This is a genomic window from Pseudomonas sp. WP18 (assembly GCF_036689585.1).
In the GTDB taxonomy this organism is placed as follows: domain Bacteria; phylum Pseudomonadota; class Gammaproteobacteria; order Pseudomonadales; family Pseudomonadaceae; genus Aquipseudomonas; species Aquipseudomonas chlororaphis_E.
Genome location: NZ_CP144758.1, coordinates 230,821 through 245,310, shown reverse-complemented (window position 1 = coordinate 245,310; position 14,490 = coordinate 230,821). Strand labels below are relative to the sequence as shown.

The window sequence follows — 14,490 nt, the reverse complement described above, 5'->3', positions numbered from 1 at the left end:
CGTTACTTGGGCACCGCGGCCGTCGGTACGGCGATATTGCCCTGGGCCCACGCCGCTTCACGGCTGGCCAACGCCGTGGCAATCGACTGGACCTCAGTCGATTGCACTTCGTTGGGCAGTGGGTCGAGGCCGGCGCTGGCGAATATCTGGCCGTAGGCGTTGCGCAGGTCGGCATAGGCCAGGTCCCGGCGCAGATCAGCTTGCAAGGTGTTCAATTCACCTTGGATCAGGTCCAGCTCGCCAATGCCCGCGGCCTGGTGACGGCTGCGCAATTGGCCGACGATCTGCCCGTCGATGTCCGACAGCTGCTGGCTGGTCTTGAACTGTCGCAGGGCCTCGCGATAGTTGGCGTTGGCCACGTACAACTGCGCCAGCACCGCGATCGACATTGCCTGGCGCCGCGCCGAAGCGACTTCCTCGCCCGCCTTGGCGACGTCGATGGCCGCCGGGGCAGAGATCACGTTGAACAGGTTCCAGGTGACCTTCACGCCGTAGTCGGCCCAGCCCTGTTCCACCAGGAACGAGTTGCTGTCGTAGTGCCCGCCGGCGGAGAACTCCAGCCCAGGCAACAGGCGCAGCATGGCCTTGCGGGTTTCAGCGGCGGTGATGCGCGTCTGGTAGTCCTGCTCGCGCAGTTCCGGGCGGCTGGCCAGGGCTTCCTGTTCGAGACGGGACAGGTCGACCTTGAGCTCCGGAATCTCGTACTCATCCTGGGTCGCCAGGGTCAGCTCGGTGCCCAGGGGCAGGTTGATCAAGGTTGCCAGTTCGGTCTTGGCCAACGACAGCGCCCGGCGCTGCTCTTCGAGCTGGCGGGTCGCCTGGATCAGCGAGCGCTGGTAACCCAGGGCCTGCACCGGGTCACCGATGCGTTGCTCGCTCATGCTCTGGCTGTTGCCGCGCGCCGACTCGACCCGCGCCATCAGGCTGTCGATCTGTTTGAGCAGCCGTTCGGCGGCCATGGCGCGCCAGTAGGCCGAGCGCACGTCCTGGACGATGGTGTTGATCACCTTGCGCCGGCGTTCCTGGACGATCAGGCGCTGGTCGCCGGCCTGCTTGGCGCTGATGTAGCTCACGCCGAAGTCGAGCACGTTCCAGACCATGGTCAGGTCCGCCACCTCACGGTCGCGGTCCTGGGAGGTCGACGGTTCCAGGGACTGGGTACCGGTTTCGACGCTCTGGCTACTGGAGGCGCTGACATTGTTGCGGCCCACATAGCCGGCATCCAGTGCCATGCGCGGCAGCATGTCGAAACTGGCGAGGTCCAGCTGCCGCTTGGCCAGGGCCTCCTCCATGATCTTCAAGCGGCCTTCAAGGTTGTACTTCACCGCACGGGCCATGGCCTGGTGCAGGGTCAGCGGGCCACTGAGGGGCTCCTGGTCCTTGTACATGTTCTGCAGATCGGTTCGGGCGCGCTGTTCGCTGACGCTTCGATCGATCGGCTCACTGGTGACGGCACATCCGCTGACCACCAACGCCAGCGCACTGACTGCGAATAACTTCTGACTTCTATTCATTCCCTGGATTGCCCCTGGCTGCCCCAATTTTTTAGTTTTATCAGGCCTGCACCTGGCTGATGCCGACCTGTTGCAAAGCCATTGCCAGGCTATCCACCTGACGTTGTTCTGTGTCCTTGAGGTGTTGCAGTTGCTGGCCCAAGGTCGGTGCGCCAAACATTCCACGCAGCCCCTGGGACACATCGCCACCCTGCATCGATGAGCTGCCGAAGGCGTTCATCGACTCGCTGTCGGACACAGAGTCGTGGTTGAACAGCGTCGCCAGCGTGCTGCTGCCGAACACTCCGCCATCGCCACCGCCAAAGCCCAGGAACCCATGGCCCGAGCCATCGCCGGCAGCGTCGCTGCTGAAGACCTGGGCGATGTAGCTCGGCGCCAGTTCACCGCGATTGATGAAGATATCGCCTATCGGATCCAGCCCACCGCCCACATCCCGCTGTTCGAACAGCGGCGGGAAGCCCAGCGGCGAGCCCAGGTTGCCGGTGGGCGGGGTGAAGACCACCGGTTGCAACGGCACCTCGGTCGGAGGCACCACGGTGACCGGGTCCGACACCAGAAACTCCGGTGGCGGCTTCACATCGTTGGGCACCACGGTGTCGATCGCGTAGTTGTTGGACACCGCCACGCTGGCCCCGGCGTTGCCGGACTGGTCACTGACGTTGCTGGTGTCCAGGGCGATGAAGTTGCTCGGGTCGGTGAGGTTCACCGTCGGCGTGAACGTCGCCGTCCAGGTCCTGCCGCCATCGCTGGTGGTCAGGTTGGTCAGTTCACCGTTGGTGACGCTGAGGTCCGACAGGTCGAAATTGGTCACTGCTTCGCTGAAGGTGAACGTCACCTGGGTCGTCTCGCCCACGGTCAGGTTCGAGTCGGCCACGACGATGGTCGCGGTCGGCCGGGTCGCGTCGAGGGCGTAGTTGCTGGAGATCGCGACGCCCACACCGGCGTTGCCGGCAATGTCCTGCACCGTGCTGGCGTCCAGCAGGATCAGGTTGGTGGCATCGTTGACGCCCGCGGTAGGCGTCAGGGTCGCGGTCCAGGTCAGGCCGCCGTCGCTGCTGGCAAGGTTGGACAGCACGCCATTGGCGACGCTGAGGTCCGACAGGTCGAAACCGGTCACCGCTTCAGTGAAGCTGATGGTCACGGTGGTGGTCTGGCCGATGCCCAGGCGGGTATCGGCCAGAGTAATGGTGGCGCCTGGGCGCACCGTGTCGATCGCATAGTTGTTGGAGTTCACCACCCCGACCCCACTGTTGCCCGAGACGCTGACCACGCCGGCGGTATCCAGGCTGATCAGGTTGCTGGTGTCGGTGATGTTGCTCGCCGGCGTGAACGTCGCGGTCCAGGTCACGCCGCCATCGCTGGACGAAACGTTGCTCAGGGTGCCGTTGCTCACGTTCAGGTCGCTGTTGTCGAAGCCGCTGACCGCTTCCGAGAAGGTGATGGTCACCAGCGAGGTCTCACCGACCCTGAGGGCGTTGTCGGCCACCACGATCGTGGCGGTGGGCACGCGGGTCTCGACCGCGTAGTTGGCCGAATCGGTGGTGCCCGCGCCCGCGTTGCCCGCCGCGTCGCTCACCCCGGTGTTGTCCAGGGTGATCAGGTTGGTGGCGTCGCTCACTCCCTGGGTCGGGGTGAACGTGGCGGTCCAGGTCAGGCCGCCGTCGCTGCTGCTGACGGCGCTCAAGGTGCCGTTGGCCACCGTCAGGTCGGCGTTGGTGAAACCGGTCACCGCCTCGCTGAAGGTGATGGTCACCTGCGCGGTTTCACCCGGCCGGAGCGTCGTATCGCTGAGCACGATCGTGGCGGTCGGCAACTGGGTGTCGACGGCGTAGTTGTTGGAATCGGTAGTGCCGCTGCCCGCGTTGCCCGCCAGGTCGGCCACGCCGGTGTTGTCCAGGGTGATCAGGTTGCTGGTATCGGAAATGCCGGCACTCGGGGTGAAGGTCGCCGTCCAGGTGATGCCGCCATCGCTGCTGGTCAGGCCGCTGACCGTACCGTTGGCCACACTCAGGTCGGCAATGGTAAAGCCGCTCACGGCTTCGCTGAATGTGATGGTCACCAGCGACGTCTCGCCCGCGGCGAGGGTCGTGTCGGCGACAACGATGGTGGCGCTCGGACGCACGGTGTCGATGGCGTAGTTGTTGGAATCGGTGGTGCCTACACCAGCGTTGCCCGAGACGTTGACGACACCGGTGTTGTCCAGGGTGATCAGGTTGCTGGTATCGGAAACACTCGCGCTCGGTGTGAACGTAGCCGTCCAGGTAACGCCACCGTCGGAAGACGACACGTTGCTCAGCGTGCCATTGCTGATGGTCAGGTCGCTGTTGTCGAAACCGCTCACCGCTTCGTTGAAGGTGATGGTCACCTGGCTGGTTTCACCGATGCTCAGCGACGGATCGGCCACCACGATGGTGGCGGTCGGTACCTGGGTGTCGATGGTGTAGTTATTGGAGCTGGTCGCGCCGGTTCCGGCATTGCCCGCCCCATCGCTCAAGCTGGTGTTGTCCAGCACGATGAGGTTGGTCGTGTCCCGGATGCCTAGGGCCGGGGTGAACACCGCGGTCCAAGTGATACCGCCATCGCTGCTGCTGACCGCGCTCAGGGTACCGTTGGCCACGCTCAGGTCCGAGTTGTCGAAACCTGTGACCGCTTCGGAGAAGGTGATGGTCACCAGGGACGTTTCGCCAACGCTCAGCGCGTTGTCCGCCACCACAATGGTGGCGGTCGGGCGCAGCGTATCGACGCCGTAGTTGTTCGAGTCGGTGGTGCCGACGTTGACGTTGCCGGCCAAGTCAGCGATGGCGCCGCTGTTGAGCGAAATGACGTTGCTGGTGTCCGTGACGCCCGCGGTCGGGGTGAAGGTCGCGGTCCAGGTGATGCCGCCGTCACTGCTGCTCAGGCCGGAGATCACACCGTTGGCAACCGTCAGGTCGGCGCTGGTGAACGCGGTCACCGCCTCGTTGAAGGTGATGGTTACCTGTGAGGTCTGGCCAGCGGCAATGGCCGTGTCGGCCACGACGATGGTCGCCGTTGGGCGCACGGTGTCGATGGCATAGTTGTTCGAATCGGTGGTGCCGACCCCGGCGTTGTTCGCGCCATTGCGCACGCCGGTGTTGTCCAGGGTGATCAGATTGCTGGTGTCGGAAATGCCGACGCTCGGGGTGAACGTCGCGGTCCAGGTCACGCCACCGTCAGAGCTGCTCACACTGCTCAGGGTGCCGTTGCTGATGGTCAGGTCGCTGTTGTCGAAGCCATTCACGGCGTCGTTGAAGGTGATGGTCACCAGGGACGTTTCACCAATGCTCAGCGACGTATCGGCCACCACGATGGTCGCCGTGGGCACGTTGGTGTCGACCTGGTAGTTGTTGGAGTTGGTGGTGCCGCTGCCGGTATTGCCCGCCGCATCGCTGATACCGGTGTTGTTCAGGGTGATCAGGTTGCTGGCGTCGCTGACGCCCAGGTTCGGGGTCAGGGTGGCGGTCCAGGTGAAGCCGCCGTCGCTGCTGCTGACCGCGCTGAGCGTGCCGTTGGCCACGATCAGGTCCGAGTTGTCGAAACCTGTGACCGCTTCGGAGAAGGTGATGGTCACCAGGGACGTTTCGCCAACGCTCAGCGCGTTGTCCGCCACCACAATCGTGGCGGTCGGGCGCAGGGTATCGACGGCGTAGTTGTTCGAATCGGTGGTGCCGGTGCCGGCGTTGCCCGCCCCGTCCACGACACCGGTGTTATCCAGGGTGATCAGGTTAGTGGTGTCACTGATGCTCGCGCTTGGGGTGAAGGTCGCGATGTAGGTGATGTTGTCGCTGGTGCTCAGGCCGCTCAAGACACCGTTCGCCGCCGTCAGGTCGGCCAGGGAGAAGCCCGTCACCGCTTCGCTGAAGGTGATGGTCACCAGGGACGTCTCGCCGATGCTCAAGGTGCTGTCGGCGACCACGATCGTCGCGGTAGGCCGCACGTTGTCGATGGCGTAGTTGTTGGAGCTGGTGGTACCGGTGCCAGCGTTGCCCGCGGCATCGCTCACGCCGGTGTTGTCCAGGGTGATGACGTTGCTGGCGTCACTGATGCTGGCGGTCGGGGTCAGCGTGCCGGTCCAGGTGATGCCGCCGTCACTGCTGCTCAGCGCGGACACGGTGCCATTGGCCACGGTCAGGTCGGCCGTGGTGAGGCCGGTCACCGCCTCGTTGAAGGTGATGGTCACCAACGACGTTTCGCCAATGCTAAGCGCCGAATCGGCCACGACGATGCTGGCGGTTGGGCGCTGGGTGTCGATGGCGTAGTTGTTGGAACTGGTGGTACCGCTGCCGGCATTACCGGCGGCGTCGGACACGCCTGTGTTCGCCAGCACGATCAGGTTGGTGGCGTCGGTGATGCTGGCGGTCGGTGTGAGCGTCGCGGTCCAGGTAATGCCGCCGTCACTGCTGTTCAGGCCACTCAGAGAGCCGTTGGCGACCGTCAGGTCGGCCAGGGTAAAGCCGCTCACGGCCTCGCTGAAGGTAATGGTCACCAGTGAAGTTTCGCCGGCCGACAGTGTAGGGTCGGCCACCACGATGGTGGCGGTCGGACGCGCCGTGTCGATCGCATAGTTATTGGAGTCGACAGTGCCCAGATTGGCGTTGCCGGACAGGTCGACAACGGCGCCACTGTTGAGCGTGATCACGTTGGTGGTGTCACTGACGCTGGCGGTCGGCGTCAAGGTCGCGGTCCAGGTGATGCCACCGTCGCTGCTGCTCAACCCGGTCACCGTGCCGTTGGCGACGGTCAGGTCGGCGGTGGTGAAACTGGTCACCGCTTCATTGAACGTAATGGTCACCAGGGACGTTTCACCGATGCTCAGCGACGGATCGGCCACCACGATGGTGGCGGTCGGGCGCAGGGTATCGATGGCGTAGTTGTTGGAGTTGGTGGTGCCCACGCCGGCGTTGCCGGACAGGTCGGCGACACCGGTCTTGTCCAGCACCACCAGGTTAGTGGTATCGGTGATATCGGCGGTCGGCGTCAGGGTCGCGGTCCAGGTGATGCCGCCGTCCGCGCTGTTCAGGCCGGTGATCGTGCCGTTCGCCACCGTCAGGTCGGCAGCGGTGAAGCCGGTCACCGCCTCGCTGAAGGTGATGGTCACGGCCGAGGTTTCGCCGCTGGTGAGCGTGGTATCGGCCACCACGATGGTCGCGGTCGGCGCTACGGTGTCGTTGACCACGTAGTTGTTCGAGGTGGTGGTCCCCACGCCGGCGTTGCCGGCCAGGTCGGCGACGCCGGTGTTGTCCAGGGTGATCACGTTGGTGGTGTCGGCAATGTTGCTGGCCGCCGTCAACGTGCCGGTCCAGGTGATGCCGCCGTCGCTGCTGCTCAAGGTGCCTACGGTGCCGTTCTGCACCGTCAGGTCGGACGCGGTGAGGCCCGTCACGGCTTCGGAGAAGGTGATGGTCACCAGCGACGTGCCACCGGAGTTCAGGTTGGGGTTGGCCACCACGACAGTCGCGGTCGGTGGCGTGACGTCCGGCACATAGTTGGTGTTGATGGTCCCGCCATCGCCATAGACGTTCGCCACCGAGGCCGGCGAAGTACCCGCAGAGCCGGCACTGCCACCGCCGGTACCGCTGCCGCCGACGTTACCCGACAGCGCCGCGAAGTTGGCGGCGGTGATCAGGATCGAGCCTTTGTTCCAGATGGCGCCAACGCCGACGCCGCCCGCACCACCGGTGTGGGTGTAGCCACCGCCGGCGCCACCGCCACCGCCGCCGCCACCGGCGCCGATGTTGTTGGAGATCACCGAGTTGCCGATGATGCGCAGGGTCGCGCCGGTGTCGTTGTAGATACCACCGACCGCGCCGCCACCCGCACCGCCCACGGCGTTGTAGCCGTCACCGCCACCGCCGCCGCCAATGGACAGGCCTGCGCTGGCCGCCGTGCCGCCGGCCGATCCGGTGCTGTAGCCCGGATACGCCGCACCACCGGCGCCACCGGTGGAATTGCCGCCCCGCCCGCCCATATTGAAGAAGCCACCGCCGGCGCCGCCCTGTCCGGTCGACCCAACGGAGCCTGTGGCATTGATCGTATCGCCGCCCCGACCACCCGTTCCGCTGCCGACCGCCCCGCCACCACCGCCGCCACCACCGGCATATTGCGGCGTCACGCCGCCACCGCCGCCACCGCCCGACGCAGCGTTCGCGGTGACCGTGACGTTGCGCATGGTCAGGGTCCCGGCGTTGTAGATCCCGCCGGCCTTGGCGACCGCCGCATCGACGCCGCCATTGCCCCCGTCGCCCGCCACCATGCCGCGGGTAATCACCAGGCCATCGAGGGTCGCCGTCGTACCGGACGTCACGTTGAGGACCTGGGTGCGGAACTGCCCATCGAGGGTGACATCGGCCACGTTGTCGTTATTGAGGTCGCCGTCGATGGTCACGTTCTTGTTGACCACCAGCACCTGGGTCAGCGCGACGGTCATGCCGCTGCTGAAGGTCACGATGTCACCGTTCTGCGCCGAAGCCAGGGCCGCACGCAACGAACCCACGCCGGTGTTGGCGTTATTGGTGGCGGTCCAGGTGGCGAGGCCCCACTGGTATTGGCTCATCGCGCTGGCGGACAGCACGTTGGTGCTTTCGATAGTGCCGGTGGCGATTTCCAGGTCCCAGTCGCCGCCCAGGCCTGTGCGATCATTGGAGGCCGCCACGTCGCGGCCGGTCAACTGCGCCAGCGAATCGACCAGCGCCAGGCCCCGGTCGCCCTCGGCGGTGTAGCAGCCGTAGATCAGGATGTCGCCACCGACGTTCATGTCCTGGCCGATCTGCGCCAGCACTTCGCTGCGGGCCTGCACGTTGTCCGCCGACAGGTAGGCGTTGCCCAACCACAAGTCGCCGGCGTTGCCGTGGGCGATGATTTGCACCGAGCTCACGCCCTGGTGGCTGTCCAGGTAGTCGGCAATCTGTTGCAGGCCGTCCTTGGTCGCATCGAGCTGCACCACCTGGGTACCGGCCGCGACGCCATCGAGCAGACTGGCCGCATCCTTGACCCGCGAATCGATGAACACCACGGACTTGCCCGGAACGGCCGCCTCGGTGGCATCCACCTGGCCCTGGGGCGCGTGGGTATCGGCAGGCTGGTCGGCCGTCGGCGCCTTGGCGGCGTCAGCCGTGGGATGGGCCTCCGGCTGCGCGGCTTCGGCCACGGTCGCGGCCACCGCGCCGTCGAACAGCATGCGCGGCTCCAGCGACATGATCATTGGCGATGCCAGGGCCTGGGTGCCCTCGATTACCCGCGATTTACCTTTGCTCCACCACATGACGTTCACCTGGACTCGAACTGCTTGAACACGCAAATGAAAAAAACCGCGATCAGCTGAGCGCGGCGTCGGTTTTCATACGGATGACATTGGCCGCGCTGGCAGACCCATCGCGCCAGAACGACAACTCGGAAAATCTTTCGAACAGGTCCGGCGGCAGGAGGGTCCGCCGCACTTGCGGCGCGACCTGGGGCTTGACCTTGTGCAGGCCGGCAACGCCCAAGGCCTGGTCGAAGGCCGGTGCGTCGTAGGTCAAGTGATTGAAGTCGTGCTCGAACCAGGGCTCGCCGATGAACTCGTAGACCAGCCGCATCACCCGCTCGGGCGCCTGGCTCAGCAGGTCGTAATCGACGATCAACAGCGACTCGGCGTGCTCGCCGTAATAGGCTTCCTTGAGCGCTGTCCAGGCAAACCCCACCAGGCGGTTGCGCTGGGCCAGGGTTTCGCACCGGCTGTAGACGGTGTTGCGTTCGTCATCGTCGTTGAACAGCTTGGTGTTCTCGAAGGGATTGGCGCGATACAGCCGCTCCAGGCTGTCGAGCACCCAGGCGACGTTGCGCACGCAGGCGATGGTCTTGGCTTGGGGAAACAGGTCTTGCAGGGCCGGCAGGCGCGCGCACCACTGGCGATTGGTGTCGAAGATGACGGGTTTGTCGGCCTTGTCGGCGTAGTAGGAGTCGAACAGCCCGCGCAACAGGCGGCGGCGCAGGTCCGTGTCGATCACCGAACCAAACTCGCTGCCGGCGCTGCATTGTTGCAGCACACTGCTGAACAGCGAACCGACGGGGCTGGTCATGCCGGCGTGAAAGCGCGGGTTCTGCAGCAGAATCGCCGACAGCAGGGTCGAGCCTGAGCGCGGCAGGCCGGAAATAAAGTGAAACTGCGACAATCCCTTCACCGTGTGTAGTCCTTTTGTGTCCGAAGCGTAGCTTAGGAAACAAACGCCGCCTAGTAGTACTTTGATATCAAATTAACTTTGTCCTACAAAAAAGATGGGCGGTAGAGGCGCTGGCGCCACTGAATCGTTTTAGCCGATCCAGGAGAATTTTCCTCGTGCCTCCCCCGGCAAAATCAGACATCCCCGTCTACGCTCAGCCGTGCGTTGACAGGCCAGGGAATGGAGGCGTCGGGCTGATCGCTCCCTTCCCCAGCCTGGCGGGCACACGCCAGACCAATCACCTGAGGAATGAGGCATTTATGGAAGTATTCATCGGGACTATCCAACCCTTCGCTTTTAACTTCGCCCCCAGGGACTGGGCCCTGTGCAACGGGCAGACGCTCAGTCTGGCCCAGTACCAGACACTGTTTGCCCTGATCGGCGTGACGTACGGGGGGAATGGCCAGACCACCTTCCAGTTGCCCAACCTGCAAGGCCGCCTGCCCATGGGCCAGGGCAATGGCCTGGGCCTGACGCCACGGGTCATCGGCACCATCGCCGGCACCGAGAATGTCACGGCGACTCTGAACAACCTGCCCAACCACACCCACGCCCTCACGGCCATCACCGCCGCCACCACCGTGCAACTGGCGAACCCGGCCAGCAACCCGGCGAACACGCCGACGGCCACCAATTCGTTCATTGGCACCTCGGGCACCGGGCCCGGCGCGGCGAATATCTATTCCGACCAGGTCGGCGCCTCACCGGTACCGCTCAAAGGCGTGACCACCACGGTCAGCGGAACGGTGGCCCCGACGGGCAATGGCCTGCCGATGGCGATCATGAACCCGTTCCTGGCGATCAACTTCAGCATCGCCCTCCAAGGTTACTTCCCGTCCCGCAATTGATGACCTACCGCCGGGCCATGGCCCGGCGGTCCGTTGGAGTATCGACATGCTGCAAGCGGTTCATAGCCACCATTTCCAACCCTTGCTGGGCCAGACCAGCCGCCTGACCCTGCCCGACGGCAGTTGCCTGCCCATACAGTTCGAGACCCTCGATCAAACCCCCAGGGCCAAGATGCCGAACACCGAGCGCATGCCGTTCAGCGTGGCGTTCAACAGCCTGGAAGCCACCGAGTTCGTCGATGGCCTGTGTGCGCTGGACGTGCCCGAACTGGGCCGGCTCGAAGGGGTGTTCGTGTCACGGGTGCCCCCCATGGGCCGTGACCCCACGCGGGGCTATTACTACATCGCGTTCAACTAGTGGCCTGTACGGTTAATTTGAGTAAACGAATTAGCCACACAGGCCACTAGCGTTGGGGGCAACCCTGTGGGATCTGTGGTGTACACAGGTCTTGCAGCGATCCGCCAAGGCCGCCGGCAGAGTGCCACAACCGCGTCTACGCTAAGCCGTGCGTGATCAGGCCAGGGAACAGGGAATCGGGCTGAACGCAATCTTCTTCTCTGGCCACACCAGACCAATAACCTGAGGGATGAGGAATTTATGGAAGTATTCATGGGCACTATCCAGTCTTTTGCCTTTAACTTCGCACCCAGTGGCTGGGCGTTGTGCAATGGACAGACGCTCGCCATTTCGCAGTACCAGGCGCTGTTCTCGCTGCTGGGCACCTATTACGGCGGCAACGGCCAGACCAACTTCATGCTCCCCAACCTGCAAGGTCGCCTGCCGATGGGCCAGGGCAACGGGCTGGGCCTGACCCCGCGGGTCATCGGCGAGGTCTCCGGCACCGAAAACGTCACCGCGACCCTGAACAACCTGCCCACCCACACCCACACCCTCACGGGCATCACCGCTGCCACCACCGTGCAGTTGGCGAACCCGGCCAGCAACCCGGCGAACGCGCCCACGCCCACCAATTCGTTCATTGGCACCTCGGGCACCGGGCCGGGTGCGGCGAATATCTATTCCGACCAGGTCGGCGCCACACCGGTGCCGCTCAAAGGCGTGACCACCACGGTCAGCGGAACGGTGGCCCCGACGGGCAATGGCCTGCCGATGGCGATCATGAACCCGTTCCTGGCCATCAACTTCAGCATCGCCTTGAACGGGCTCTTCCCTTCGCGTAACTGAGGCCGCCGCAAAGCTGTGCTTTTTGTGGGAACGGGCTTGCTCGCGAATGCGGTGGTTCAGATAAAAATCTGGTGACTGACACTCCGCTTTCGCGAGCAAGCCCGCTCCCACAGAAGTCGGTGTTTTTGTCAGTCGCCTTTCGGATACCACACCAGCCGCTCAGCCGCCGGGCTGCGCTCTTGCACCTCGAAGCCCAGCGCCAGGTAGTGCCGCCGGGCATGGGGGTTGCTGGTCCAGACCACGGTGGCCACCGGGCAGCGGATGTGTTGCGCGGCTTTCTGCACCCCTTGCAGCACCGTCCTGCCGTAACCCTGCCCCCGCGCCTGGGGGATGAAGGCCAGGTACAGCACGCGGATTTCATTCGGGCCAAAATCCGTGCTCAGGGCGCCGATGGCGGTGCCGAGCTTCTCCACCACGTAATGCATGGCATTGGGAAAGTTCTCCCCCAGGCCCTGTTCCTGCACCTGGAACTGCTGGGCGATCACCTGCTGCACTTGCTCGTGCTCGCCGTCGATCCATTGCAAATCCGGACGCGCCGCCTGGTAAAGACGCTGCAGGAACGGACCATCGCTGACCCGCGATGGCCGCACCACCAATCCGTCTGCCGCCACTGAATTCATGTTCGCTCCTTAAAATCCGCTTTCCCTCACACCCAGCGCCGCCAACCGGCGCCAAGCCGCTCCCAGCACCGACTCGCCATGCCCCTGCAACACCACCACGCCACGCAGCGGTTGCAGCGGCGCAACCCCGTCCTCGACCGCGCTCAAGCGCACGCCGTACTGGGCCTGCACTGGCTCGGCCCGCTGCTGCGAATCACGGCGCACCGCAATCGGTCCGTGATGATCGGAGGTCAGCGCCTGCTGCTCGACCCAGGCCACGCCATTGGTGTCGATCTCATCCAGTTGCACGGCAATTGAAGGGTGCATCGGATCGTCGGCAATGAACCGCCCCGTGGCACCGGCACTGACTCGCCACAGCTCGGCCTCGGTCAGGTACCCACGCAAGCGAGAATCGGTCTGCACCACCCGCGCCAGCGGTTGCGTGGGCGACAGCCAGCGCCCCACCGAAAGTTGCGGCAGCAGGTCGCGCACCTGGCCGGCATGAGGCGCACGCAGCAACAGGCGCTCGCGCTGGGCGACCAGGCCCCGGTACTCCGCCACCGCTTCGGCCAACTGCTGCTCGACGATGCCGGCATCGGCGGCGGTCTCGCTGCGTCCGGCCTGACGACGCATCTGCAACTGCTGGATCTCGATTTCCCGACGCACGATGACCAGGCGCGAAGCCATGTCCGGCGACTCCAGTTCAATCAGCACGTCGCCTTGGGCCACGGTCTGGCCGTCGCGCACATTCACCTGTTTGACCCGCGCCGCCACCGGCGCATACAACGCACTGGCGCGCCCGGCTTCGAGCATCGCCGGCACCTCCACGGCGCTGCGCCAGGGCAGCAGCAACGCCAGCACCAGCGCGAGCAAGACCAGGCCGCTCAATAGCACCCGCGGCCCGTGGGCCTGTTCACGGCGACTCCACCATTGCCGCCACTCATTCACGATGGGCATAAAAATGAACCAGACCAATTCCACCATCATCAGGAAAATGCCCAGCACCTTGAAAAACAGGTGATAGACCGCCAGGGCAATGCCGAAAAACAACGCCGCCCGCCATAACCACGAGCCATATCCCCAGACCAGCAAGCGACGGCGCATCTTCGGCGACCAGGGTTCCGGGGCCGCCACGCCATAGCCGAACAAGGCTTCGCGCAAGCGCCAGCGACACAGGGCGAATGCACGCCCCTGGAGATTATCCACCGCCCAGAAATCACTGAGCAGGAAATACCCGTCGAAGCGCATGAAGGGATTCAAGTTGATCACCAGCGTGGTGATCCAGGTGGCGCTGGCCAACATGAACGCGGCGGTGCGTGCCGGCCCGTCGGGCAACAGCGACCAGGCCAGCAGGGCGATGCACGCCAGCAGCAATTCGGCCAATACGCCACCGGCGCCGATCAACAACCGCGCCCGCCGGTCATTGATCCGCCAGGCGTCGCTGACATCGGTATAGAACATCGGCAACAGCACCATGAACGCCACGCCCATGCTCTGCACCCGACAACCGGCGCGCTTGGCCATGAACGCATGGCCGAACTCATGGCACAGCTTGGCAAAAAACAACGCCGCGCCGAACGCCAATGCGCCGCCCAGGCTGAACAGGTGCGGAAAGGTCGCCAGGAACCGCTGCCAATCGCGCGACACCAGGAAAATGCCCAGCCCCAGGGTCAGCGGCAGCCCATAACGCAAGAGCTTGGGCCCAAAGCGTGCCAGCCAGGGCCAGGCACGATTGAGGAAGGCGTCCGGGCGCCACAGCGGAATCCGGAAAAACAGGTATTGGTGCAGCAGCACCTGCCACAGGCTCTGGCGCCGGGCCGCTGTCTTGAACAGGTAGCTGTCGCGCTGTTGCGGGTCCATCGCGCTGATCAGATCATGGCCCCGCAGAAAACCCAGCAACTGTTCCAGCGACTCACCGTTGAGGGGCAGGCCCGGCTCGCGATTCGCCGCTTGCAGCACCCGCTCCGGGTCGCCCAGGGACCAATGCCGCAACATGCGCATCGCCGCCGCACCCAGCTTGAAATAACGCCCACGCACCGGGTCGGCCAGGGTCCATTGCGGCGAACCGTCAGGGTCTGGAGCCGCCGGGGACAATTGCAAGTCTGGCCGCAGGCTCGGCAGGTCCAT

The 14,490-nt window shown here is 64.7% G+C and carries 8 protein-coding genes; 3 read left to right on the top strand and 5 right to left on the bottom strand.

Annotated features, from left to right (window positions below; all coding sequences use genetic code 11):
- Positions 1-2 precede the first annotated feature (2 nt).
- From V5F23_RS01000 to V5F23_RS00990, 3 genes are read right to left on the bottom strand one after another with little or no spacing between them, the layout of a single operon-like run.
- Positions 3-1,514, bottom strand: a complete 1,512-nt coding sequence (locus V5F23_RS01000; RefSeq protein ID WP_042731897.1) for a TolC family protein — start codon at positions 1,512-1,514, stop codon at positions 3-5.
- 40 nt (positions 1,515-1,554) lie between these two features.
- Entirely contained in the window at positions 1,555-8,793 is a 7,239-nt protein-coding gene (locus V5F23_RS00995; RefSeq protein ID WP_338497310.1) for an Ig-like domain-containing protein, read from the bottom strand.
- A 52-nt stretch (positions 8,794-8,845) separates the two neighbouring features.
- On the bottom strand, positions 8,846-9,691 hold the full coding sequence (locus V5F23_RS00990) for a sulfotransferase (protein WP_042732396.1): 846 nt from the start codon (positions 9,689-9,691) through the stop codon (positions 8,846-8,848).
- Between the two features lie 299 nt (positions 9,692-9,990).
- On the opposite strand from V5F23_RS00990, the gene V5F23_RS00985 reads away from it, so the two are divergent.
- From V5F23_RS00985 to V5F23_RS00975, 3 genes are all read left to right on the top strand, one after another.
- A complete protein-coding gene (locus tag V5F23_RS00985; protein ID WP_047736239.1) occupies positions 9,991-10,578 on the top strand; it encodes a tail fiber protein in 588 nt (195 codons plus the stop codon).
- A gap of 46 nt (positions 10,579-10,624) precedes the next feature.
- The gene (locus tag V5F23_RS00980; RefSeq protein WP_042732398.1) at positions 10,625-10,936 is read left to right on the top strand and encodes a hypothetical protein; all 312 of its coding nucleotides are present in this window, start codon (positions 10,625-10,627) and stop codon (positions 10,934-10,936) included.
- Positions 10,937-11,176: 240 nt separating this feature from the next.
- On the top strand, positions 11,177-11,764 hold the full coding sequence (locus tag V5F23_RS00975; protein WP_042732399.1) for a tail fiber protein: 588 nt from the start codon (positions 11,177-11,179) through the stop codon (positions 11,762-11,764).
- 128 nt (positions 11,765-11,892) lie between these two features.
- On the opposite strand, the gene V5F23_RS00970 is transcribed toward V5F23_RS00975, so the two are convergent.
- A complete protein-coding gene (locus tag V5F23_RS00970; protein WP_042732400.1) occupies positions 11,893-12,384 on the bottom strand; it encodes a GNAT family N-acetyltransferase in 492 nt (163 codons plus the stop codon).
- A 9-nt stretch (positions 12,385-12,393) separates the two neighbouring features.
- A complete protein-coding gene (locus V5F23_RS00965; RefSeq protein ID WP_338474106.1) occupies positions 12,394-14,490 on the bottom strand; it encodes a biotin/lipoyl-binding protein in 2,097 nt (698 codons plus the stop codon).

What these genes read in the sequence shown, in the direction of transcription:
- V5F23_RS01000 (WP_042731897.1), bottom strand. Translation starts at nt 1,514, where the DNA reads ATGAATAGAAGTCAGAAGTTATTCGCAGTCAGTGCGCTGGCGTTGGTG.
- V5F23_RS00995 (WP_338497310.1), bottom strand. Translation starts at nt 8,793, where the DNA reads ATGTGGTGGAGCAAAGGTAAATCGCGGGTAATCGAGGGCACCCAGGCC.
- V5F23_RS00985 (WP_047736239.1), top strand. Translation starts at nt 9,991, where the DNA reads ATGGAAGTATTCATCGGGACTATCCAACCCTTCGCTTTTAACTTCGCC.
- V5F23_RS00980 (WP_042732398.1), top strand. Translation starts at nt 10,625, where the DNA reads ATGCTGCAAGCGGTTCATAGCCACCATTTCCAACCCTTGCTGGGCCAG.
- V5F23_RS00975 (WP_042732399.1), top strand. Translation starts at nt 11,177, where the DNA reads ATGGAAGTATTCATGGGCACTATCCAGTCTTTTGCCTTTAACTTCGCA.
- V5F23_RS00970 (WP_042732400.1), bottom strand. Translation starts at nt 12,384, where the DNA reads ATGAATTCAGTGGCGGCAGACGGATTGGTGGTGCGGCCATCGCGGGTC.
- V5F23_RS00965 (WP_338474106.1), bottom strand. Translation starts at nt 14,490, where the DNA reads ATGGACCTGCCGAGCCTGCGGCCAGACTTGCAATTGTCCCCGGCGGCT.